This window comes from Thermincola ferriacetica, assembly GCF_001263415.1.
Lineage (GTDB): Bacteria > Bacillota > Thermincolia > Thermincolales > Thermincolaceae > Thermincola > Thermincola ferriacetica.
In genome coordinates this window covers 25290-49458 of record NZ_LGTE01000007.1, presented here as the reverse complement: position 1 = coordinate 49458, position 24169 = coordinate 25290, and the positions used below count along the sequence as shown (strand labels likewise).

The 24169-nt window shown below is 44.2% G+C and carries 24 protein-coding genes; 19 read left to right on the top strand and 5 right to left on the bottom strand.

The genetic code is table 11. The features are described from left to right. Window positions 1-347: 347 nt before the first annotated feature. Window positions 348-884: a DUF3794 domain-containing protein gene (locus tag Tfer_RS06395; RefSeq protein ID WP_052217387.1), complete on the top strand. Its 537-nt coding sequence runs from the start codon at window positions 348-350 to the stop codon at window positions 882-884. On the opposite strand, the gene Tfer_RS06390 is transcribed toward Tfer_RS06395, so the two are convergent. Then, on the bottom strand, window positions 885-1358 hold the full coding sequence (locus tag Tfer_RS06390; protein WP_052217386.1) for a DUF3794 domain-containing protein: 474 nt from the start codon (window positions 1356-1358) through the stop codon (window positions 885-887). It abuts the gene before it with no gap. A 353-nt stretch (window positions 1359-1711) separates the two neighbouring features. Here Tfer_RS06390 and yedE point away from each other — a divergent pair, with 353 nt between their 5' ends. Then, window positions 1712-2956 (top strand): selenium metabolism membrane protein YedE/FdhT, encoded by a 1245-nt coding sequence (gene yedE, locus Tfer_RS06385; RefSeq protein WP_052217505.1) that lies wholly within the window; start codon window positions 1712-1714, stop codon window positions 2954-2956. A 14-nt stretch (window positions 2957-2970) separates the two neighbouring features. Further along, window positions 2971-3225 (top strand): sulfurtransferase-like selenium metabolism protein YedF, encoded by a 255-nt coding sequence (gene yedF / locus Tfer_RS06380; RefSeq protein WP_013121476.1) that lies wholly within the window; start codon window positions 2971-2973, stop codon window positions 3223-3225. 62 nt (window positions 3226-3287) lie between these two features. Here yedF and Tfer_RS06375 read toward each other — a convergent pair whose 3' ends face one another. After that, entirely contained in the window at window positions 3288-3848 is a 561-nt protein-coding gene (locus Tfer_RS06375; protein WP_052217503.1) for a nitroreductase family protein, read from the bottom strand. 67 nt (window positions 3849-3915) lie between these two features. After that, on the bottom strand, window positions 3916-4314 hold the full coding sequence (locus Tfer_RS06370; RefSeq protein ID WP_052217385.1) for a pyridoxamine 5'-phosphate oxidase family protein: 399 nt from the start codon (window positions 4312-4314) through the stop codon (window positions 3916-3918). 129 nt (window positions 4315-4443) lie between these two features. On the opposite strand from Tfer_RS06370, the gene Tfer_RS06365 reads away from it, so the two are divergent. The 5 genes from Tfer_RS06365 (at window position 4444) to Tfer_RS06345 (ending at window position 9625) form a co-directional block, all read left to right on the top strand. Then, window positions 4444-4788 carry a winged helix-turn-helix transcriptional regulator gene (locus tag Tfer_RS06365; RefSeq protein WP_083436821.1) on the top strand — a complete coding sequence of 115 codons (345 nt, stop codon included), beginning with the start codon at window positions 4444-4446 and terminating at the stop codon, window positions 4786-4788. Window positions 4789-4949: 161 nt separating this feature from the next. Further along, the gene (locus tag Tfer_RS06360; RefSeq protein WP_052217384.1) at window positions 4950-5981 is read left to right on the top strand and encodes a coiled-coil domain-containing protein; all 1032 of its coding nucleotides are present in this window, start codon (window positions 4950-4952) and stop codon (window positions 5979-5981) included. Window positions 5982-6179: 198 nt separating this feature from the next. Next, on the top strand, window positions 6180-6854 hold the full coding sequence (locus Tfer_RS06355) for a response regulator transcription factor (RefSeq protein WP_052217383.1): 675 nt from the start codon (window positions 6180-6182) through the stop codon (window positions 6852-6854). After that, complete coding sequence (locus Tfer_RS06350; protein WP_052217382.1) at window positions 6851-8323, top strand: sensor histidine kinase; 1473 nt, start codon at window positions 6851-6853, stop codon at window positions 8321-8323. Before Tfer_RS06355 ends, Tfer_RS06350 begins: the two co-directional genes overlap by 4 nt. Before the next feature lie 138 nt (window positions 8324-8461). Beyond that, on the top strand, window positions 8462-9625 hold the full coding sequence (locus Tfer_RS06345) for a S1C family serine protease (RefSeq protein ID WP_052217381.1): 1164 nt from the start codon (window positions 8462-8464) through the stop codon (window positions 9623-9625). 14 nt (window positions 9626-9639) lie between these two features. Here Tfer_RS06345 and Tfer_RS06340 read toward each other — a convergent pair whose 3' ends face one another. Together Tfer_RS06340 and Tfer_RS06335 are read right to left on the bottom strand one after the other, a co-directional pair. Then, window positions 9640-10872, bottom strand: coding sequence for a sensor histidine kinase (locus Tfer_RS06340; RefSeq protein ID WP_052217380.1), 1233 nt, complete (start codon window positions 10870-10872; stop codon window positions 9640-9642). Further along, complete coding sequence (locus tag Tfer_RS06335) at window positions 10850-11548, bottom strand: response regulator transcription factor (RefSeq protein WP_052217379.1); 699 nt, start codon at window positions 11546-11548, stop codon at window positions 10850-10852. Before Tfer_RS06335 ends, Tfer_RS06340 begins: the two co-directional genes overlap by 23 nt. Before the next feature lie 205 nt (window positions 11549-11753). On the opposite strand from Tfer_RS06335, the gene Tfer_RS06330 reads away from it, so the two are divergent. The 11 genes from Tfer_RS06330 to Tfer_RS06280 all read left to right on the top strand — a co-directional run bounded on the left by Tfer_RS06330 (window position 11754) and on the right by Tfer_RS06280 (window position 24168). Then, a complete protein-coding gene (locus tag Tfer_RS06330; RefSeq protein WP_052217378.1) occupies window positions 11754-12650 on the top strand; it encodes a hypothetical protein in 897 nt (298 codons plus the stop codon). Between the two features lie 143 nt (window positions 12651-12793). Further along, window positions 12794-13531 (top strand): ABC transporter ATP-binding protein, encoded by a 738-nt coding sequence (locus tag Tfer_RS06325; protein ID WP_013121465.1) that lies wholly within the window; start codon window positions 12794-12796, stop codon window positions 13529-13531. Beyond that, window positions 13528-14280, top strand: coding sequence for an ABC transporter permease (locus Tfer_RS06320; protein ID WP_052217377.1), 753 nt, complete (start codon window positions 13528-13530; stop codon window positions 14278-14280). Before Tfer_RS06325 ends, Tfer_RS06320 begins: the two co-directional genes overlap by 4 nt. A gap of 160 nt (window positions 14281-14440) precedes the next feature. After that, window positions 14441-16198, top strand: coding sequence for an efflux RND transporter periplasmic adaptor subunit (locus tag Tfer_RS06315; RefSeq protein ID WP_052217376.1), 1758 nt, complete (start codon window positions 14441-14443; stop codon window positions 16196-16198). 27 nt (window positions 16199-16225) lie between these two features. Next, a complete protein-coding gene (locus Tfer_RS06310) occupies window positions 16226-16906 on the top strand; it encodes an ABC transporter ATP-binding protein (RefSeq protein WP_052217375.1) in 681 nt (226 codons plus the stop codon). Further along, on the top strand, window positions 16907-18076 hold the full coding sequence (locus Tfer_RS06305; RefSeq protein WP_052217374.1) for an ABC transporter permease: 1170 nt from the start codon (window positions 16907-16909) through the stop codon (window positions 18074-18076). A gap of 24 nt (window positions 18077-18100) precedes the next feature. Next, window positions 18101-19276 carry a TolC family protein gene (locus Tfer_RS06300; protein WP_052217373.1) on the top strand — a complete coding sequence of 392 codons (1176 nt, stop codon included), beginning with the start codon at window positions 18101-18103 and terminating at the stop codon, window positions 19274-19276. Window positions 19277-19667: 391 nt separating this feature from the next. Continuing rightward, on the top strand, window positions 19668-20072 hold the full coding sequence (locus tag Tfer_RS06295) for a response regulator (protein ID WP_052217372.1): 405 nt from the start codon (window positions 19668-19670) through the stop codon (window positions 20070-20072). A gap of 48 nt (window positions 20073-20120) precedes the next feature. After that, a complete protein-coding gene (locus tag Tfer_RS06290; RefSeq protein ID WP_052217371.1) occupies window positions 20121-22310 on the top strand; it encodes a methyl-accepting chemotaxis protein in 2190 nt (729 codons plus the stop codon). Window positions 22311-22534: 224 nt separating this feature from the next. Beyond that, a complete protein-coding gene (locus tag Tfer_RS06285) occupies window positions 22535-23350 on the top strand; it encodes a methyltetrahydrofolate cobalamin methyltransferase (RefSeq protein WP_052217368.1) in 816 nt (271 codons plus the stop codon). A 179-nt stretch (window positions 23351-23529) separates the two neighbouring features. Further along, entirely contained in the window at window positions 23530-24168 is a 639-nt protein-coding gene (locus tag Tfer_RS06280; RefSeq protein ID WP_013121457.1) for a cobalamin B12-binding domain-containing protein, read from the top strand. Window position 24169: the final 1 nt, after the last annotated feature.

The following is a 24169-nucleotide window of genomic DNA, read 5'->3' as shown; positions in this document are numbered from 1 at the left end:
ATAAACAAATTATGCACGGCATGCCTAATGCACACAGCAGAGCAGCAAGCAAAATTAATCGACGACCACATGGTATGATTTATTATTGAAGAGAAGTTTGACTGGTAATTAAAACCCTGTCCGGGTTATGGCCGGACAGGGTTTATTAGTAAAACTAACGGCCACAGAACCTGAGCATATTGTGGTCAAATAAGCCGAGCAGCGACACTTCCTTACCTAATTTTCCCCAACCTGTAAATGACCAAGATGCTCAAGTAAGTTAATAAAAAAGTGTCAACAATTATAGATATTTCATAAGATGTAATATACCACAACCAAGTGGTAAATTAACATAAGGAGTGATTATTTTGGCTGGAAGTGTTTTGAGAGATTTTGTACAGATAATTGGGATTACCGATCCGACGGAGTTTCCTGTTATTGGTCCATTGAACCCGCATAATCAAGCAGCTATACAGGAAAGTTTAACTATTCCTGCCGCGAAACCGGATATTGAACAGATTAATACTTTATTAGTGGAAGCACAAGTGACTGATAGTAGGACAATATTAACTCCAACAGGGATTAAAATTGTTGTAGAAGGATTATTAAAACAAAAGATAATTTATACTGCACTAGTTCCAGAACAATCTGTTCATTCAGCTTATTATGAAAAACCGTTTTGTACGTATATTGATGTTCCGTTAATTATTCCAGCAGGAGGAACAGTTGAAACTTTATTGGCTTCTTTAGGTTTATCTCTAACAGATTTATTAGCTGGCCCAGTTAATGTGATTATCGAAGATGTTGAAGTAAATTTGCTGGACCCAAGGACAGTTGACAAGTGTGTAGTCCTGTTTGTATACACCACTTTGGTTGCCGCATTGGGTCCAGTATTGGCACCTTAGTTATTCTTCTTCCTCTTCTTCCTCTTCTTCTTCGTCTCCGGTATACTCGATGATTGCGCATAATACTTTACATTCAAAAAGACTACGAAGGTCGTGGTGGATTATGTTTATATCTTCTATCACGACTTTCGTAGTTATATTTTCTAGCTCAAAATTTCCTTCAATAATTTCACAGAAATAACTACTTGATTCAAAACTGTGTACTGATTGTTTTGGTGTAGCAGCTGTGTAAATAAAGCGTTGAGATACTTTTCCTTCAATTATATATTTTTTATTGTAGGGAGTTTCTATTTGCCTGGTATTAATTATTTTAGCACTTGATATTACTTTAATAATTGATTCAATATCAGGCTTTGCATCCGGCACAACAATTTTTTTTAAGAGAGTAAATTGTTTGAAGTGTAATGGCTTCGGAGGGTATTCCTGTGGAGAAACGATTCCAATATAATTAATTAAATTTCGCAAAACGTACATGGTATTCACAATCCTTTAATTAAAGATTAGTAATAGGTATGCAGTCTTAGTACAAAATATTAATGGAATATAATGGCATGATTTGTATTTATATTAGTGGTTTTGGGACTGTTGCCGTTTTTATTTTTAGAGTAAGGGGTTTTTTATTTCGCCCAGAGCGGAGGAATTATTTAACCTCCCCTTTTCCTACCATGTAACTTTCACAATAGCCCGATAAAAAACCATTATTTTATAGCTGGCGGTAATAAAAATAATTTATTGGACTTATAAGAGTTTATTGTAATAAAATATATCCCGGAAATATTGGCCAAGGATAATCCTAATCTTCAGTCAAAAGGAGATGAATGACGGAAATGTTTCAGGTTAAGGAAACCGGCTGGAGCAGGTTTTACCGGCGCGCCTTCCGGGACCACTGGCACCCGATGACTGCTGTTTTGGTACTGGGCGTCCTGAGCGCCCTATATTTCGGCCTCCTACAGACGGTTTGGGCCGTGACCGGCGAATTTACCCGCTGGGGTGGTCATATCCTACAGTTGCTGGGCTATGATACGGCTAATATGAGTTATTTTAAAATTATTAAATTGAAGGGGCTACCGTGGGACCGGGTGGATGGCTGGGTGGTTTTTGGTATGTTCGGTGGGGCTCTTATTGCCGCTCTTTTGGCCGGTAATTTCAAGCTCCGGGTGCCGGTGCAGCGGCGCCGGCTGGTGCAGGGCCTGCTGGGCGGAATAATTGCCGGCTTTGGTACAAGGCTGGCCATGGGCTGCAACCTGGCAGCCATGTTTACGGGAATTCCGCAGTTTACCCTGCATGCGTGGCTTTTTACATTAGCTACCATTGCCGGGACCTATTTCGGCCTCAAAGTAAGCCTGATGCCTTTTTTCTTAGGTAAACCTGTAATCCTGCCCGGTCGCCGGGTAGTGGCGGCAGAAACGGTAAAGAGCCGGCAGCCTGTCATCGGCTGGTTCCTGGCTGCTGTGGCCCTGGGCTGGGCGGTACTTGCCTGGCAGGCCGGTAATGGCAAGCTGGCCCTGGCCGGGCTGTTCGGGTTAGCCTTTGGAGCGGTAATCGAGCGTGGACAGGTCTGCTTTACCTCTGCTTTCCGCGACCTCTGGCTGGTGGGCCGGGCTACGGTAACCAAGGCAATTGTCGTGGGTATGGCGGTGCAGTCCCTGGGTACATTATATTTCATTATGCAGGGAGTACCGGCCAAGGTGATGTGGGCCGGAGCAGGGGCTGTTATCGGCGGGTTGCTCTTCGGTTTTGGTATCGTTATTGCCGGTGGGTGCGAGACCGGCTGGATGTACCGGGCTATGGAAGGCCAGGTGAATTTCTGGGTCGTTGGCCTGGGCAATATCATCGGCGCCACTATCCTGGCGGTGGCCTGGGACAAGGGCCTTTATACTTTCCTGGTAGCTCCGTATCCCAAAGTGGATCTGATTAAAATCCTTGGCCCCTGGGGGGCATTGGCAGCAACTTTTGTTTTCCTGGGGCTCATCTACACCTGGGCCCGCTGGCGGGAGAAACGCCACAAGTACGCGCTGGAACTGCGCCTGCCGGTAGAAGTCAACACCACTGCGGTTTCGGATAATCAATAGGGGAGGGGAATGATTTGGCCGGAGAGGCATTATCGGTTGATCTGGTACTTGATTTGCGGGGAGAGCCATGCCCGTACCCGCTGATTTACAGCTTGGAGACCCTTGGTAAAATGCAGCCGGGTCAGACCCTGGAAGTGCTGGCTGACTGCCCGCAATCCTTCCGCACAGTGCCGGAAGAAGCGGTAAAACACGGTTATATTGTACTGCGGGAGCCTTTGCGGGAAGGTCCGACCATCAGGTTTTTCCTCAAGGTGCCGGAGAAGAAGTAAAGCGAGTAGGCCCATGAATTAATCATGGGCCTACTCGCTTTGTATAGCTTGTATGCCGGATACTATTTTACGTAATTAATCACATCTTTGTTTCTGGGTGGTGCGGCCGGATTTTCACCGGCTTTGTAGCCAAGCGCTATTGTGCAAATATGATTATACCCTTCCGGAATTCCCAATTCCTTTTTGAATTGGCTGCCTTTTTCCGATGCAAAGAGGAAAGCAGAAGATGCAATAATGCAAGACCCTATGTTCAGTGATTCTGCCGCTAATGTAATATTTTGGGCTGCTAATCCACAATCGATTTGTATCAATGGAGCCTTTTCATCTGCGGAAATTAGAATAACTGTAGGAGCATGATAAAAGGTATGGTAATCAGGGGCGCTTGCTCTTTGTTTTAAAAACTCATTACCCGAATTCAAAATATTTTCTTTTATTGTGTTTACCATTCGGTCAAGCAGGCCTTTATCCTGTATCACAGTGAAATGCCATTTTTGCTGATTCACAGCATTAGGGGCCATCAAAGCAGCATCTAATATTTGCTGCAATTCAGAATCGGTTATTTGTTCGGATTTATACGCTCTAATACTCCTCCTGTTATGAATAACTTTTAAAGTTTCATTCATGGTCAGCAATCATCCTTCCTCCTCAGGTTATTTAATCGGCCTTTAATTTTTTGATTATGTATATTTATTAAAAATTAAATTTTCTTGGTGGTTGGCCAAACTCAGATATGGAGGCTTCGCCGTGTTCAATATAGAATACTTCAAAAACAGGATTATTTTCAGAATGATAAATTGCTCTTACATCAGGGTTATTTTCGAGAACCTTGCGTTTGATATTTACATCATTAGTAAAGATTGCTTTACCGGATAGTCTGACAGTTACCATATTTTTTGAAGTGGACGTAAATTCGCAAAACGGTGTTTTTTGCAATTGTTTAAATACATCCTTGGTGTTGGCAGTGCAGAAATAGAATTTGCCGTTTTCCTCCATCATAAACCCCCACGGTCTGACTCGCGGTTGACCGTTGTCTACTGTTGCAAAAGCGCCCATCTTATTCTCATTTAGAAACTCTACTATTTCTTTCATTAAAAAACCTCCTATTTAAATTGATGAATTACCTTTTGTTCACATGGTATAATATAAGAACTGCATATGCAAGTACGATGTTTTTTTGAACATAGTATAAAAAAACGTACTATGAAGGGGGAGCTAAATTTGAAACCAAGAAAAGAATTATTAGAGATTAAATGTCCCATAGGTATAACGCAAAACGTAATGGCAGGAAAATGGAAACTGGTAATCATATGGTTATTAAAAGACGGTGTAAAACGTTTTAGTGAATTGCAGCGCGCTTTACCTGATATCAGGCAGGGTTATCTGACTCAACAATTAAGAGAACTGGAACGTGATGGACTTATACACCGGGAAGTATATAAAGTAGTTCCGCCTAAAGTAGAGTATTCGTTAACCGACATTGGTAAAAAATTTTTAGAAGTTATGGATATAATGTACAAATGGGGAGAGGAGTATATGAAGTATATTAAGTTTATTGAAAAGTAACGTTACTTAGGCGATGGTTTAAAATTTTTTTGGATAAGTGAGTGGCAAAATTGATTTACATCAAACTTTCACCCACTGTTCACAAAACGGACACAATGGCTGGATATACTGAACTTGAAAAGAAAAAGAAAAACAAATAACAGAAAGGATGGGATGAGACCATGGAAAGAAAAACTGTTGTTACAGCCCTCAGCGGAGTATTGATAGGAGGGTTACTGCTTACAGGAGGGCTGGCCTTTGCGGGTGACACAGACAACGCCGCTTCAAACAGTTGGGCAGGGAAAATTCCTGTGGTAGGAAAATTGTTACAAGGTGCAGGAGGAATGATGAAAGGCAGAGGGCATTTTAGGGCCGGCGGGCAAATGCTGTCCCAGGACACCCTTGACCAACTAGTGAAGGAGGAAGTAATTACTCAGAACAAAGCCGATGAAATAAAAGCTTATATTGACAAATTAGCCCAAGAGAGGCAGGCCCAAGATCCTGGAACAAGGCCTGGGGCCAGACAGGACCTGTTTACCCAACTGGTAACAAACAACATCCTTACGCAGGAGCAGGCCGATACCATTAAGGCAAAAATCAGGGAAATAGCAGACCAGCAACACCAACAACGGATTTCAGACAGCCTGAAAGCCCTTGTAGAAAAAGGGACTGTTACCCAGGAGCAGGCGGATAAAATCCTGCAGAAATTCAACGAAGCTGAAAAAGAGCGTGAAGAGATGGCGCAGAAAATGGAAAACATGACCCTGAAAGAAATTCGCTCTTACATGCAAAACCGGGAAAAACCACAAAGCCCTGTTGAACAACTGGTATCTGACGGCGTGATTACGCAGGAACAGGCTGACGCGTTTTACGGTGCAATGCGGGAATTGGCACAGAAACAGCAACTTGAGAGGACCGCTGACAGTCTGAAAGGGCTTGTAGAAAAAGGCACCATTACTCAGGAACAGGCTGATAAAATTGTAAAACAGTTTGAAAATGCTCAAAAGAACCGGGAGGCTCTATTTGAAAAGATAAAGGATATGACTCCTGAAGAGCGCCGGGCATACATGGAAAATAACAGGAAAGAATTTAAAAACCCATTAACACAACTGGTAACTGACGGGGTAATTACACAGGAACAGGCCGATGCAGTGCGTAAGGTACTCCCGCAGGGAGGTTTTAAAGCCGAAGGATTCAGAGGCGGCAGACGTTAATAGTCTGTAGATGCAGAATATTTTTCTTTAAGAAGTTGTGCTCCATAATTACCGAAAATTATGGAGCTTTTTCCTTTGCAACATTATGCTTTTCTTCAAACCCGTTTTTGTATACACTGTAATTAAAGATAAATTATATTTTACAGTATAATAGTGGTGTCCTGTACTGGCTGTACCGGATACAGGGGGAGTGGAGAAATGGGTGCCGGAAAAATATTGATCGCCGATGATGAAGCCCGGATGAGAAAATTGGTGGCAGATTTTCTGAAAAAAGAAGGTTATGCAATAATTGAAGCTGCCGATGGGCGTCAGGCTCTTGACCTGTTTTATGGTAATAACGATATAGATTTAATTATCCTGGATGTAATGATGCCTGGTTACGACGGATGGACGGTATGCAGGGAAATCAGAAAATCATCCCAGGTTCCTATTATCATGCTCACTGCCAGGGGAGAGGAATCCGACGAGCTGTTTGGTTTTGACCTGGGCGCTGACGAATACATTGCCAAACCCTTCAGTCTGAAGATACTGGCCGTCAGGATACAGGCTCTGTTAAGGCGCGTTCAGAATAACAGAGCAGTCAGGGCCTTTGACGGGTTGGAAATTGATGAGCAGGGCAGGTATGTTTATGTGGACGGTGAACCGGTAGACCTGAGCCCCAAGGAATTTGAACTGCTGTTGTACCTGACGGAAAACGCGGGCAGAGCATTGAGCAGGGAGCAGATTTTAAATGCCGTCTGGGATTACGATTATTTCGGTGATGTAAGAACGGTGGATACGCACATCAAGAAACTCCGGCTGAAGTTAGGAGAAAAAAGTTATCTTATCCAGACTGTCCGGGGGCTGGGATATAGATTTGAGGTGAGGAAGTGAAAATATCCTTAAGGACCAGGCTTTTTTTGGGCATGAGCGGTTTAATTGTATTTTTTGTAGCCTTCTCGCTGGTATTGAACTCTCAGTTTCTTGGCAGGTACTACATCGGGCAGAAGCGGGCATCTTTAGTAGAGAGCGCCAAGATGATTGACAATCTGTATAAGGGCGATCCCGAGTCGATAGCCCTTGAATTAGAAAATTTGGAAAGGAACAGAGGTATAAATATTAGCATTCTCAGCCCGGACTATGAGCTGAAGTACAATACATCCTTCAGGTTATTTAGTTTAGAACATGGAAGAAAGCTGTTCGAGCTGTTGCCCCTACCCCCCCATATGATGATGGAACTGCAGGACCTCGATATAGGAGAATATATTATGGATGTGGCCACAGACCCCCGGTTGAAAACAAACTTTCTCGCCTTGGCTGCCAGGCTGAGTAACGGTGAAATGTTGGTTTTGAACACCCCAATTGCGGCAATTAACGAAGGTACTGCTATAGCCAACAGGTTTTTCTTGTTTACCGGTCTGCTCACAATTGTTCTGGGGGGCATTGCTGTATTTTTATTTGCTAACCGGTTCACCAAACCTATTCTTGAATTAAATGACATTGCCCAGGAAATGTCCAAACTGAATTTCAGCAGGAAATACCCTGTCCAATCTGAAGACGAAGTCGGACAGTTAGGTCAAAGCATTAATTCGTTGTCCGATCAATTGGATAAGGCAATTTCTGAGTTAAAAGAAGCCAATGAAATATTGAAAGAAGATATCGAGCGTGAACGGCGTATCGATAAGATGAGGAAGGAGTTTATTTCGAATGTTTCCCATGAGTTAAAGACCCCTATAGCCTTAATTCAGGGGTATGCAGAAGGTTTAAAGTTAAATGTTAATGAGGATGAGGAAAGCAGGAATTTTTACTGTGATGTAATCATGGATGAAGCGGACAAGATGAACAGGCTGGTCAAAGATTTGCTGGACTTGTCGCAGATAGAATCGGGATATTTGAAACTGGAAAAGACCGTGTTTGAAGTTTCTGCTTTTATTGAGCATGTACTAGAAAAATTCCGGCCCATTTTTGCGGAAAAAGGAATTAGGTTAGACGTTAAAAATGAAAAAAGCCTGTTTGTTTATGGTGATGTTGTCCGAATTGAACAGGTCTTAATCAATTACCTTAATAATGCTATTAATCATATCGATGAGAGTAAGATCATAAGAATAGAGGTAACCTGCCGAAACAATAAAGTCCGGGTTAGTGTGTACAATTCCGGCAACCCTATCCCCGAAGATTCCTTGGATAAGATTTGGACCAGTTTTTATAAGGTTGATAAAGCCAGGACCCGGACTTATGGAGGAACGGGCTTAGGATTATCTGTAGTACGGGGGATTCTTGAAGCCCATCACAATGCTTATGGAGCTGAAAATAAAGACGATGGAGTCCTGTTTTGGTTTGAAATTGATGAGGCTGAATGCTAAACATTTAGCCTCATTTAATTTTTTATAACACATATTCACCTAAAATACACATATTGTTCACAAGGTGGACACATATAGTTTTTATAATAAACTTGTCACTTTGAAAGGGGATTAAAGAAGCAAAAGGAGTGTTAGACCATGTCAATGGAAACAAAACCTAAGTTTATCCGCGCTGTCGCTGCTACGATGGTCAGTTTCCTGGTCGGAGCAATGTTTGTCCTGGGGGGGATTTTTGCTTACGCCAATTATTTTTCGGATCTGGCTAAAACTCAGACCGGCGCAGCCCAGAACGTTGTACCTGCCAGTCTTTCCGTCAGTCAGGCCAATAAACTGCCCGATATCGCCGGTATAGTTAAAAAGGTAAGTCCCGCCATTGTTAATATAGAAACCGTTACTCAAATTTCCGGGAATTCTTATTTTACAAACCCCTTCTATAGAGATTTTTTTGGCCGTCAAATGCCTTATCACTCTGGGGCAGAGTCAAACCGAGGTGTAGGTTCCGGGTTCATTATTAATAAAGACGGGTATATCCTTACCAATGAACATGTAATTCACGGCGCCAGCGAAATCAATGTCAAGGTAGTAAGTTATGACAGGCCCTTTAAGGCTAAAGTGATTGGTTCCGATTATGACCTGGATCTGGCTGTGATTAAAATTGATGCGGGCAAAGATTTACCCTACCTGAAAATGGGGGATTCCAATCAGGTGAACGCAGGTGATTGGGCCATCGCCATTGGAAACCCATACGGCCTTGACCACACCGTCACAGTTGGGGTGGTAAGCGCTAAGGGCCGTCCTGTCACCATAGATTCCCGGGAATATAAGAACCTACTGCAGACCGACGCGGCCATTAACCCAGGGAACAGTGGCGGCCCCCTGCTAAATCTGGCTGGCGAGGTAATAGGTATTAATACAGCCGTAAATGCCGAAGCCCAGGGAATTGGGTTTGCCATTCCTACTTCCACTGTGGCGGATGTATTAAAAGACCTGTTGGAGAAGGGTAAGGTAGTAAGGCCTTATATGGGCGTGAATATCCAAACCCTTGATTCCAGTATGGCCCAATATTACGGAATTGAGAAAACTGAAGGCGTTATCATAGCTAACGTACTCTCCGGCAGTCCTGCTGAGAAGGCCGGTTTGCGGGCCGGTGATGTTATTCAGAAAGTCAACGGGAAAACGGTAACAACTGCTGAAGGCCTGCAGGAGATCGTTCAAAAAAGCAAAGTTAATGATAAGTTGGTTGTAGAAGTCTACCGGGATGGGACGATTAAGAAAGCAACCGTTGTTCTGGCAGAAAAATAGAGGTCTGACGACCTCTATTTTCGTTTGGGAAGGTTCACCAGAAAGGTGGTCCCCGCACCCGGTGAACTCGAAACCTTTATAGTGCCGTGATGCTCCTTGACTATCCATTCGGCTATGGAGAGGCCCAGCCCTGTACCGCCGCTCTCCCTAGACCTGGCTTTATCCACTCTGTAAAAACGTTCAAATATTTTATTTAAGTGTTCTTTTTCAATCCCTTCCCCGGTGTCTGTCACTATAATTTCAATGTTATAGGGATGGTCATGTATTTCAAGGCTGACTTCGCCACCGGCGGGCGTATATTTGATTGCATTGTCAATTAAAATCCTAATCAACTGCTTAATCCGCGTTTGATCCCCGTCAAAGTTGATTTGTTGTCCAAATTTTTTGTTTAGTCTCAGACCTCGCCGGACTGCTACCGGTTCGAATGGCGTTAAAACTTCTTCTGCAGCTTCATTTAATTTGAAAGATTCCATGTGAACAGGTAATTGGTGGGAGTCAGCTCTGGCCAGAAGGAGCATGTCGGTAACCATTTTGGTCATTAGCTTGGTTTCAGCCTCGATATTTTCCAACCATACCGTTTGAGTTGCTACTTTTTCATTGGGGTTGCTTTTCACAATATCTAAATTTGTTTGAATTACGGCAAGGGGAGTGCGTAATTCGTGGGAGGCATCGGCAATAAAATTTTTTTGTTGTTCCCAGGACTTTTTAATGGGGATTAGAGCTCTGTTGGCCATAAAAAGGCTGCCTAACAGAGCTACTGCTATTCCGCCAAGGCCTGTAATAGCAAAGGCTGCCAACAGATGACCAATAACCCTTTCCTCGGACTCTGAATTTAAGAAAACGATTGTAAGTCCTTGCCCGTTTTTCAGGGGCGCTTTCAGAAAACGATAGTATTCGTCGTGTTGACGATGCCTTATGAAGCCCCTTTGCTCTGGATGGCTCAAGGCTTCTTTAATCAGCGTTTGCAGTTGTTCCTGGGAAATGGGTATATTTTGCGCCGTTTCCAGAATATCGCCGGAATGGTCTACTTTTACATAAAAATAATTAAGTCTTTGCCATCTGGGACGGGAAGTGTAGGTCCCCGGATTTGAACCTGCATCGGAAGCAATAAGTTGCATTAACTGGTCCGATTCCCGGTGCATACTTCGCATCATCAGGGCGTAGATACCTATCATAAAGAAAGCGGATATTATAGTTACCACAACTACATTAATCAATATAAGTTTAATTTTTAGCCTGCGAAACATCGGGTTCCTCCTTCAGGCAGTAGCCAACCCCTCTTACAGTTTCCAGCCGCACTTTGCTTTTTTCCGGAACTATTTTTTTTCTCAGATAATGAATGTAAATTTCCACGTTGTTTATCTCCACTTCCGAATCAATTCCCCATACCTTGTCCAGGATTTGTTCCTTGGTTATCACCTGCCCGCTGTTACGCATAAAAAGTTCAAGCAGTTGGGTCTCTTTATATGTCAGTCTGACTTTTTCATCTCCGCAGGTAATTTCACAGTGAAGCGGGTCAAGCGTAAGAGAGCCGACACGTATTTTTTCGCTGTGGAAATTTTCACTCTGCCGTCTGGCCAAGGCCCTGATCCGGGCTAACAATTCCTCTGTGGCAAAAGGTTTCACCAAATAGTCATCGGCGCCTGCATCCAGGCCTTCCACCCGGTCTTCCACGGCATCTCTGGCGGTGAGCAGGAGAACCGGTGTTTTTATTCCTATGCTTCTAAGGTGTTTTAGGACAGAAACGCCTTCTTTTTTGGGGAGCATCCGGTCCAGGATGATTAAGTCATAGATACCCGTCTCGGCCATTTCCTGCCCGGCTATACCGTCATAAGCCACGTCAATACCGTAGTTATTCTTTTTAAAAATATACGCGAGAGCGTCTGCCAGCCTCTTTTCGTCCTCCACCAGAAGCAGCCTCATAAAATCACCTCAACATAATGTTAACCTATTTTCCTTGGAATTACATTAAGAAAAGAGGTTTTTAAAAAACATTTTTAAGGTGGTTTTAAGGTTTGTATTTCAAAATAAAAGTGTGGGCCGGCTTAATTAATTACACCGGAGGTGATGAAGGAGGTATAAATTGTAAATGTAAATCGGGTTAATTTAGAAACGAAGGAGGGAAAACATGAACAAAAAGTTAATGGCTATCCTTGGAACTGTGGCAGTGGGTGGCGTATTGTTAGGGACCACGGCTTTTGCTGCCATATCCGGGACTTCTGGGTACGATGTTTACAAAGAGGCTCTAAAAAATACCTATGCTGTAAACAGCATAACACCGAAAACGGAAGTTACAGTAAAAGACAACGGGAAACTTTTATTTAAAGTCGATGCCATATCCAAGTTGGATAAAGAAAAAGAGTCTATGAGCAACAGTGTTACGGTTACTTCCGGGGGCCTTCAGAAAACCGTGGATATGTACAGACAAGATAATAAAACAGTTATTAAAAGCAGTGACAGCAGTGTCTACAACGTACTGCAACGTGGCAGGGAGAGAAATCATAAAAAGGAATGGCGGGAAGACGACCCGGGCCGGATTAAGGACATAGAAAATGTTGCTGACGCTCTGACGGGCACTATCCAAAACTATATTACCTTAAATAGCAATCCCGACGGAACGAAAGAAGTAGCTTTGCAACTTTCAGACAAACAGATTTCGCCGATAATTAATGCTGTGGCCTCCCTGATGGTGAAAAATCTGGACAAAGAGCTAAAACACATGGGAAATAAGCCTATGGATTTCGCGTTCGAAAATAGCCTGCAGGATAAATTGCCCAGACTGGTGGACAATATCAGGGTGAGCCATATTGATGTAGAGGCAAAAATCAACAAAGACAACCTTATTCAGGAACAGACTGAAAACATTACTATTACCGGCACTGACGCTAAAGGAAATGGTCACGAGGTAGTCATCAATATTGATACCGGCTTTTCAAATTACAACAGTACCACTCCAGATACGGTAGACCTCAGCGGGAAGCAGGTAAATATAATTTCCCCTGAAAATTACAGGCACGAAAAATAAAACGCTAATGCCCCAGCGGTACAAGGACCCCAAAATTTTAGACCTCAAAGTTCGACATGAACTTTGCGGCCTTTCTTTTTATCTGCATGGTCTTTGTGTTAATAGGTCCGTAATCCAATTTTTTTTGGGAAAGGGGAAAAAACATGGAAAAGATTCTGGAAGTAACAAACCTGACCAAACTTTACAGAAATGGAAGAGGTATAAAAAATATAACTTTTGACATATTCAAAGGCGATGTTTTCGGTTTTCTCGGGCCTAACGGAGCGGGCAAAACCACCGTAATGAAAATAATTACCGGTCTGTCCAGGGCGGACAAGGGTGAAGTAAAAATTTTCGGATATGACATTACAGAACAGTTTGAAAAGGCAATGGCCAAAGTAGGGTGCCTTATAGAAACGGCCGATGCCTATGAATATATGAGCGCATATCGAAACCTGGAATTGGCGGCGAGGTTTTACAGTGATATAAAAAAGACGCGAATTGAAGAAGTATTGGAAGATGTTGGTCTGGGGCCGTTCAAACATGAAAAGGTGGGAACTTTTTCATTGGGAATGAAGCAAAGGCTTGGCCTGGCGCTGGCCATCCTATCGGAACCGGAATTTGTGATTTTGGACGAACCCGTTAACGGCCTTGATATAGAAGGAATGGTTGACGTCAGAAATACCATTACTCATCTGGCCGGCGAAAAACAAATTACCTTTTTTATTTCCAGCCACCTAATCCATGAAATAGAACTTATCTGCAACAGGATAGGTATTATTATTAACGGACAACTGATCAGGGAAGGAAGGGTCAGCGAGTTATTGAGTGATCAGTATAATTCTTTGGAAGATTACTATATCAGCCAGTTAAGAGGGGAAGGGGGGAGTTTCTTGCGATGAACAGAATCATAGTTAATTCAGTAAACGAAACGCAAAAGATATTCCAGAGGAAAAAAACTGTTGTTTTTCTGATAATTACGGTCTTAGTTCCTGCCGGGACGGCAGCCTTATTTGTTTTTGGTCAAAATGCGTTAGGAATTTTTGCAGTTAACTCGGCCAGTTTTCCTATTTCGATGCTGGGGTTATTCTCCTCACTTCTGCTGCCCCTTTTTATTTTCAGTATGGCAGCAGATCTTTTTTCGGGTGAGCTGGGTGATAAAACTTTAAAACTTACCCTGACCCGGCCCGTAACGAGGTTTAAGGTGTTCCTTTCAAAAAATATCGCCATTGCGTTTTTTGTCGTTGTGAGTCTTGCACTACTATTTGTCGTCTCGGTTATTGCAGGTTTTTTTCTTAATGGCGGTGCCTTAAGCCTGACAGATTTATTTCAGACGCTCCTGGCTTATATTATGGCTGTTGTGCCCATGCTCGTCCTTGGTATCATAGGGGTCTTCCTGGCCCAATTTTTTAGGAATAGCGGGGCTGCTTTGATAACATCTGTTTTTGTATACTTGGCGGGAAAGGCTACCCCATTTCTTTTTCCCACACTGGCCAAAGTAAGTCCTTTTTCGTATACGGACTGGTACATGATGTGGACCGGCAGCGCTGTCAGCGCCGGGAGACTTATTAACACCTTCCTGATTATGCTGTCTCACAGTCTGATTCTGTTTGCCCTGGGATTTTCTTTATTTGACAAAAAAGATATTTGACTGTCCCGTATACGTGACGGCTTAGCCATAATTTATCTGATAAATCACATAATGTTCACAGAACGGACACAAAGAGTCTTTATAATTATATGTAGTTTATTTGTGATAGAAAATTTTGGGGAGGTTGGCTAAAAAATGCGATATAAAGGAGGGGTTTTGGTTGAAGCTGCCTGCAAATTTTGGCGGTAATGTGTCTGGCACCGGGAAAATTTCCGCTCTTTTCGGTTCGGTGAAAAATTTGATGGTGAAACATAAAAAAATTACTGCCGCTGTAGCTCTGGTGCTAGTAGTTGCGGTTTACGGTACCTATAGAACCACCCAGCAGACGGACGCCTCTGCGCTGCAAAATACGGCCCAGGCAGAGGTAACACGAGGTTCCATCGAGGTCACGGTAACGGGGACTGGTACTATAGTTCCCGTTGCAGCAGAAAATATAGGTCCCAATGTATCAGGTACGGTAAAAAAAATATATGTGCAAAACGGTGACAGAGTGAAAAAAGGCGACCTCCTGGCAGAGGTGGTTAATGAATCCCTTGGTGTGGAGGTGGCCAATGCCCGTCTGGAACTGGAAAAAGCTGCGTTAAATCTGAAAGATTCTTCAACTCAATTGTCTGATGACATAATTACGGCTCCTTTTTCAGGACGGATAGTAAACCTGGAAGTAAAAAAGGGTGAGGAAATTTCCAAAGGTGCAGTTCTGGCAACGTTGCAGGATGACAGCCAGCTTGTTTTTGATATGCCTGTAGACAGCGATACTGCCAAAAAGGTTTATGTAAATCAAAAAGTTGAAGTATTTTTACCGGATCAGGGTGAGACGGTAGAAGGACGGGTGATTGTTAAAAACAGCCAGCCCGTTTCGGGCTACAGCGGCGAAAACCGGGTTTACATTAAAGTGGCCGTTGCCGCCAGGGGTAATCTTTCTTCCGGAATGAAGGCTTTTGGTACGGTGACTGTAGGCGGGAAACAGGTGGATGCTTTGGCGGTCAGTTCCTTGCAGTGGATGAACGAGACGGGGCTCAAGGCGACCTTGAACGGCGAAGTTGCCGCAATTTATGTGCAGGAAGGCCAAACCGTTAAGAAAGGGCAAAAGCTTTTTGCTTTGCACAGTGATACAGCCCAGAGCGAACAGAAAACCCAACAGGTAGCATATGAACAGGCACTGCTGAACTTAAATGATTTGCAGCAACAACTGGCTGACCTGAAGGTGACGGCTCCCATAGATGGGATTGTTTCAGGGATGGATATCAAGGAAGGTGACGAAATAGGCACCGGAAGTTCGGGTAGTACCGGTACGAAAACCAGCGACACGCAAAGTTCGGCAAGCAGTTCGACGACAGGGTCCGCCAAAACTTTTGGAAAAATCATCAATACAGACCAGGTGGAAGTTTCATTCCCGGTGGATGAAGTGGACATTGCCAAGGTTAAAATCGGGCAGGTGGCCAATTTAACAGTGGATGCTCTTCCGGACCGGGTATTTAAAGGTAAGGTCACGGAGATTGCCGAAGAAGGTCAGGTAACCAATAATGTTGCTTCTTTTGACGTTACCATCCTGGTGGACAATTCTGAGAAGCTGCTGAAGAGCGGGATGACAGCCAATGTGACCATTGTTGTGGCCAGAAAAGACAACGCTGTATTGATACCTGTTGAGGCCCTCCAGGAAAGGGGCCAGAGGAAATTTGTATTGGTGCCGGCTGACGACGGTTCGGGCCGTAATATGAGGCCGGTTACCGTAGGACTGATGAATGAAAGTTTTGCCGAGATAACGCAGGGTTTACAGGAAGGGGACAAAATACTTATTCCCGGCCAGCAGTCTGATACAAGGAATGCCCGAACCATGATGCCGGGTTTCGGCGGGCCACCGCCAGGCAGTAACAGAAATTCCGGAACCCGCAGCAGCGGATCGGGAGCCTGGCATTAGTCCAGACACCGGAAGGGGAAGGATAACATGATAAGGATTGAAAATCTGTCCAAAATATATCAAACCGGCAGTACTCCTTTGCAGGTCCTCAAAGACATATCTCTCCACATCCGTCCTAAGGAATTTGTGGCCATTATCGGGCCATCGGGATCAGGGAAATCAACTTTAATGAATATGATCGGTTGCCTTGACACCCCTACTTCCGGGTCAGTAATAATAGACAATCACCCCACTGACCGTTTAAGTGACGATGAACTGGCCGAGATCCGCAACTTAAAAGTTGGCTTTGTATTCCAGGCCTTTAATCTGCTCAGTAAACTGACTGCTTTGGAAAATGTGGAACTCCCCCTGATATACCGTGGTACCAGTGCCGCCGAGCGCAGGGAAAAGGCAGTGAGGTTTCTCAAACTGGTAGGCCTGGAAGACCGGATGGACCATCTGCCGTCCCAACTTTCCGGCGGGCAGCAGCAAAGGGTGGCTATTGCCAGGGCCCTGGCCGGGGAGCCCCCTATCATTCTGGCTGATGAACCTACAGGTGCTCTGGACTCGAAATCGGGAAAGGAAGTGATTCAGTTGCTGCATCAACTGAATCAGCTTGGTCATACTGTTGTACTTATTACTCATGACCTGGATATAGCCAGGCAGGCCCAGCGCATTGTGCGCATTCAGGACGGTATGATTGTCAGCGATACGAAAGCGGGTGATTAGATGAATTTCAGTCAGGCGGTGAAGCTGGCCATAGCAGGGATCAGAGCTAATAAAATGCGGTCGTTCCTGACTATGCTGGGAGTGATTATCGGTGTTTCCGCCGTAATTATCCTGGTTTCTGTCGGCCAGGGGTCAGCTAAACAGGTGACCGGACAAATTGAAAGCCTGGGCTCCAACCTGATATCAGTTAACATTAGAGGTCGGGGAGAGGTTAGTGGTTTGAGTTATCAGGAAGCCCTGAAGTTGGGGGATCGGCCGGGAGTAAGCGGAATAGCCCCGACCATATCCAGCAGTGTAACGGTAAAGTATGGGACAAAAAAAGTAGATACCTCCCTGGAAGGCACCAACGAGCAATACGCTACGGTGCGTAATCAAAAGACCAGTGCCGGCCGGTTTCTTCTCCCGGTTGATATTGAATACCGGCAAAAAGTAGTTCTGTTGGGCAGCGAAGTCAGCCGGGAGCTCTTTGGTTTTGGCAATCCTATAGGCCAGGAAGTAAAAATTAACGGCGTGAAATTCAAGGTGGTTGGCTTATTGGAAGAGAAAGGGAGCAGCATGGGTGGGTCCAATGATGACAAAGTTATCATCCCAATTACAACCGCCATGCGCCTTTTGGCCAACCCGCAGATCAGTTCTGTTTCCTTGCAGGCTAAATCGAAAGAGGATGTGGATATTGTTGTCAGACAGGTAGAAGCAGCTTTGTTAAGAAAGTTTAAGGATGAGGACAATTACCGGGTTTTTAACCAGGCGGAAATGTTATCAACAGTGAACCAGGTAACGGGAACCATGACTCTGATGCTGGGCGGAATAGCGGGAGTATCCTTGCTGGTTGGCGGTATTGGTATTATGAATATCATGTTGGTATCTGTTACCGAAAGAACCAGGGAAATCGGCATCAGAAAGGCCATAGGGGCCAAACGCAGGGATATTTTACGCCAGTTCCTGGTGGAAGCGGTAGTTGTCAGCAGTATGGGCGGCATATTGGGCATAATTGTGGGTATGTTGGGCTCCAAAGCAATAGGCACAATCATGAATATGACCATGACCGTATCCCCGGGCGTGGCGTTGCTGGCTTTTTCTTTTTCCGTGCTGGTGGGAATCTTTTTTGGCTTGTTCCCGGCCAACAAAGCATCCCGCCTGAAACCGATTGATGCCTTGCGCTTTGAGTAACTGACGAAATAAGGGGGTATTCGCTTGTCCAGAAAATGGGGTTTGAAATTGGGTTTGTTATGTGTTGTTGCGCTTCTTTTGTTCGGGGCTGTAAATTCGTCTCTGGCGGAAACAACCGGTTTGGCTCAGGGGGCAACAAATGCCCAACAGGAAACGGGCGGTTCCGGTACAGGTTCAGCAAAAGCGTCGGCCAAGACTTTGACTCTGGAGGAAGCCTATGAACTGGCCCTGGAGAATAATATTGACCTGAAAAAGGCCGCTTTGGATTATGACAGCGCCATTATTGACGCTGACCAGGCCTATTATAATGCAGACGAAATAGATGGAGATTCCGTAAACACCTTGCAGGATGCCCAGACAAAATATGTTTCCACAAAACAGAAAGCCTTAGCCGAGGATATAGCCAAACAGGCCTACGAGATTGCCAGGGAACAAACTAAAATTCTCGTTGAAGGGTACTACTACGATGTCCTGAAGGCCGACAACATGGTAAAAGTCAGGGAAGCATCAGTGAAGAGGGCCCAGGAACAGTTAGCCCTGGTCCAGAAAAAGTTCAGGGCAGGTTCTGCCATCAAAACAGATGTAAACCGGGCAGAGATCAATCTGGCCAGCGCTCAGGCTGATTTGGCCAATGCCCAGAGGGATTATAAAAATGCCCAGGTGGCTTTGAACAAAGCCCTTGGTTTGGATGTAAACACTGACATAAAACCGGCTCAGGTCCTGAAGTATGAAAAAGTAACCCTGCCCTCTGTGGAAGAATTGACCAAACAGGCTCTGGAAACCAGGTTGGACATGCAAAAGGCCAGAAATACACAGACTATTGCCCAGTTAAACTATGACCTGGTTGTTGGTTACCAGGCACCCAACACCTTTATGGCAAGGAAGAATAAAATAGAACTGGAAAAAGCAAAACTCGACGTGCTGCAGCAGGAGCAGAGTATCAGGGCCGATGTGATATCCACTCTGTTTCAGGTGCAGAAAGCCGATGAGGTTGTAACCATCACGGCCCGGAATCTGGACCAGGCCAAAGATAACTATAGTCTGGCTCAAAAGCGCTACCAAATTGGAGTTGGTACCTACGATAATGTTTTGGGGGCTACGGTGGATCTGGCAGATGCAGAAGCAAAATATGTCGAAGCGGTGTATAATTATTCACTGGCCAAAAACCAGCTCAAAACAGTGACTCTGGTTTCTGAATAACTGTCAGTCTGATTTTCCTGTAGCGGTGAGCCTCCCCATTTGGGGAGGCTTTTTTCTTAGATACAGAATATTTTATAACAACTGTTTATGCCTCCGTTTTTCGGAAGGCAGATTACGTGTCAACAGAGGAGGGGCCACCGTTAAGAATAGGCAGTCATCCTGAAGTGGTGGAGATTATTGTAAAATTTCAATAAGAAAATTACTCTAACCTCTTTGCATTATTATTTCCATGTGATATAATATTCCTGTATATACAAGTATTTCCTGGCTCAAAATTATTTAAAAGGGGCAGAGGTATACCAAAGATTAAATTAAATCTAGCGGCAAATATTCTGAATATTATGAGTCCATGGTACAAGCAGAGATTTAATTCACAAAGGAGTTGCTTGTGATGGAGGTACTAATAATCGGAGAAGATTTTTTTAGCAGACGCTTTCTACAGTTAACCCTTAGCAAATTTGCCAACTGCAAAATTGCTGTTAGTGGTCGGCAAGCAATTAATTACGTCAAATTAACATTAGGGCGGGACCGACCTTATCAACTTATCATCGTTGATAATAATCTATTTGACATGGATGTAACTCAATTAGTAAAAAACATCAGGCTTCTCGAAGAAAGCGGCGGGAAACCGGGGTCACCAAAATCCAAAATATTAGTTTTAAGTTCTCCGCACCGGCACAGCTCCGTATTGGATACCTTCAAGGAGGGCTGCGATGGTTGGATAACCAAACCAATCGATGAAGAGAAGCTTCTGGAAAAGATCCATAGATTTGGACTAGTGGAAAACTGTTCTTAAAAACAACCGGGCCAAATGATTAGTTAAATTGTCAAAGGGGGCGGCTGTATGCCAAAGATTAAGTTAAATCTATTCACAAAATTGTTTTTTTACATGTTTGTTCTCGTTATGGTGGTTACATTAGGTATTAGCGTAAATTCTTACTACAGATCGGCACAAATTATTGGGCAAAAAGAGAATGAATTGCTCGATACGGTGGTAAAGGAAAAAGTCAATACTTTTGAAGTAATCATTAAAAACAGCGCACAAACCGATGAATTGATTGCCGGTTTACCTATGGTACGGGAATATGTTGCTGCTGCCAATGCCGGCCAAATTCTTAAAAATACAGCGGAGCTCAGTAGTCATCTAAAGAACATTTATCAAAAAAGCAACGGCTTATATGAAAACGTTTTTATTGCCGGTAAAAATGGCCGGTCCTTGGCTGACGGGATTGGCGGAAAGTCTGTTGGGGTAGATTTGCGAAAAAAGAAGTACTATAAGGGAGCAATTGAGGGCAAATTAACTTTGGGCGAAGTAAGTATTTCTCCGGTTACCGGCAGGCCCGTTTTTGTTATCGGAGCGCCAATCAAAAACGGCAGTGAAACAATTGGTGTTGCGGGTGTTTCCATCGATTTCAATACGCTGACAAAGCCGATCACGGAAACTAAAATCGGCCAAACCGGTTTTACATATGTTGCCAACAAACAGGGATTAATTCTTGCTCATCCGGACTCCTCCGTGGTTATGAAACAGGATCTGGACGAGCAGGGACCTGACTTGGCCAGGATCAGCCAGAGGATGCGTGAAGAGGTACAGGGGAGCGGTTCTTATACCTTAAACGGTGTAGAAAAAATAATTGTTTTCCGGCAAGTGCCTAATACTGACTGGGTTTTAGCTTCAGTAATAGAGTCCGGGGAAGTTTTGGCTCAAATTAACCAAGTGCGTGTGCAATTTTTTGTGATTGGTGGTATAGCCCTGTTACTCGCTTTGGGTGCAGCCATAATTATTGCCAGAAACTTGACTGGGCCGATTAAAAAGCTGCTTGAGGCAATGGAGCGGACTGCTAAAGGGGACCTAACGTACCATTTGGAGATACAGCGCCAGGATGAGCTTGGCGGTCTTGTGCATGCCTTTAATAAAATGCAAGCTCAGACTAATGGGTTGATCAGACATGCCGCTGAGATGGCAGCCAAGGTGAGCATGACCAGTAAGGAGCTTTCTTCTAATGCCAAAGAAGCTACCAAAGCCACTCAGCAGGTGGCCCAGACAATTGAGCAGGTTGCCAAAGGATCTGCGAACCAAGCCCAGAGTGTTACTGAGATTGTACAGGTTATGGACCAGATGGTTCAGTCAATCCAACAGGTTGCTGCGGGGGCGGGCGAACAGAGTAAAAACGTTGTTACTACGACCGACATGGTAAACGAAATGGTTGAAAAGATAGCTGTTATGGCTGAAAGTATGGAAAACATCAGACAAGTGGCCGAACAGAATGGACTGGTAGCCGAAAACGGAGGCAAAGCTGTCGAAAAAACCGTTGACGGTATGCTGAAGGTTAAAGAAGCAGTCTTTGCGACTGCCAACAGGATTCACGACCTGGGTGAACACTCACAGAAAATAGGGGAAATTATCCAGGTTATTGATGACATTGCTGAACAGACAAATCTACTGGCATTGAATGCCGCGATTGAGGCTGCACGGGCCGGTGAACACGGTAAAGGTTTTGCGGTAGTTGCCGATGAGGTAAGAAAACTTGCCGAAAGGTCCAGCAAAGCTACCAAGGAGATAGCCCAGCTAATCACAGACATCCAAAGGGGTACTAAAGTAGCCATAGATTCAATGCAAACGGGTACTACGGAAGTCGAACAGGGAGTAGTCTTGGCTCAGGAGGCCGGAAGATCCCTGAAAGAAATAGTGGATGGCGTCAAAAATTCGGGAGAAAATATACACAAAATTATGGAGCTGATAAACAATATATTAACCGGAAGCAGGGAAGTATCGCAGGCTGTGAATAACGTAGCGGCTATCACCGAAGGGAACTCTGCAGCAACCGAAGAAATGTCTGCTTCCGCACAGCAGGTGAACTCCTCGATACAGAATGTAGCATCAATTTCGGAAGAAAACGCATCGGCGGCGGAAGAGGTGTCTGCTTCAACAGAGGAATTGACTGCTTCCATTGAAGAAATTTCGGCTTCATCTGAACAGCTTGCCAGGATGGCCGAGGAACTCCAAGGCCTGGTATCTAAATTCAGTGTATAAAATATCGGAATTGTCAGGAGGAAATTAACAGCGCAACCCGTAAATGGGTAGCGCTTTTTTGCTGGTATTAACCTACTTGCACTGTTAGCCTGTGCTATGCCCAATGTGCGTAATTCAATAATACTAAAAAATAATAAAACCGACATATTGACCAAAACGTCGGGGAGTGATAAAATGAAAATAAACCTGTATATACGTGTATATATTAAGAGGGGGTGAATTAATTGATTATCATTGGGGAAAAAATTAACGGTACCATTCCAAGTGTCAAAAAAGCAATAGAGGCCAAGGATGAAGAGTTTATTCGGGACCTGGCTGTCAGGCAGGCCGAGGCAGGAGCCGATTACATCGATGTCTGTGCAGGTACAGCGCCGGAGATCGAAGAGGAAACTTTGATCTGGCTGATGGACATTGTCCAGGATGCCGTTGATAAACCATTATGCATTGACAGCCCCAATCCAAGAACAATTGAAAAGGTTTTTCCATATGCCAAGCGGCCCGGAATAATTAACTCAGTATCCGAGGAAGGCGACAAATGCGAAGTTATTTACCCGATGATACAGGGCACAGAATGGCAGGTTATCGCATTGACCTGCGACAACAGGGGAATTCCGTCAGATGTTCAGACCAGGGTAGATATAACAAAGATTATGGTAGAAAAAGCACAAAAATACGGCATAACCCCCGACAGGATCCACATAGACCCATTGGTAATGGCCCTTTCCGCTGATAACAAATCTCTGCTGAACTTCATTGAGACACTGACCGCTGTAAAAGAATTGTACCCCACCATAAAAGTTACCTCAGGTTTAAGCAATATTTCTTTTGGTATGCCTTTAAGAAAGGTAATAAATCAACACTTTTTAACTATAGCAATGTATGCCGGCATGGATTCAGCCATTTTGGACCCCTGTAACAGGGACATGTTAACGACGCTGTTGGCAACGGAAGCGTTGCTTGGACGCGACCGGTTCTGCAGGAACTTTGCCAACGCATACCGGAAAAACAAAATTGGACCCGTTAAAGTGGTCGAAAAATAATTGGCATTACAATTGAAATTAGTTGGCAATGCAATTGTCTGAAATTTATGAGCGACTAAAATTGTCAGAAAATAAGAAATATTAGCATGTTTGATGACGGGCAGGGGGTGTAATTGAGTTAACCGGAAAAGTGCAGAGAGATTCGGCCTAATACAACTATTAAAGGAGGAGAAATGATTATGGTGGATTTGGAAAAGTTGACTCAGGCAGTAGGAGAACTTGACGAAGAAAAAGTATTGGCGATATTGAAAGAATTTGTGGGAACTAACCCAAGTGGGGAAGAAGCAAACAAAGTAGTTAACGCGTGTCAGCAGGGAATGGCCATAGTGGGAGATTTATTTGAAAAAGGCGAGTACTTTGTTGGTGATTTGATCTTTGCCGGGGAATTACTTACAGCAGCCATCGACACCTTAAAACCTGTTTTGGGTGGGGAGAGCAACACCAAAATTGGGAAAATAGTTCTCGGTACAGTTGAAGGTGACTTGCATGACATCGGTAAAAACATCTTTGCCAGCATGGCCGAAGCGGCCGGCTTTGAAGTTTACGACCTGGGGATAGATGTTCCGGCCGGCAAGTTTGTAGAGAAGATAAAAGAAATTAAGCCACAAATCTTGGGCATGAGCGGTGTGCTCACCCTTGCTCTGGATGCAATGAAGAATACTGTGGATGCGCTTCAGGCAGCAGGGCTGCGTGATGACATAAAAATAATTATCGGGGGGAACCCTGTTACCGAGGATGCATGCAAGCAAATTGGCGCCGATGCATTCACAACCAACGCTGCTGAAGGCGTAAAAATTTGTCAGGAGTGGGTGAAATAGA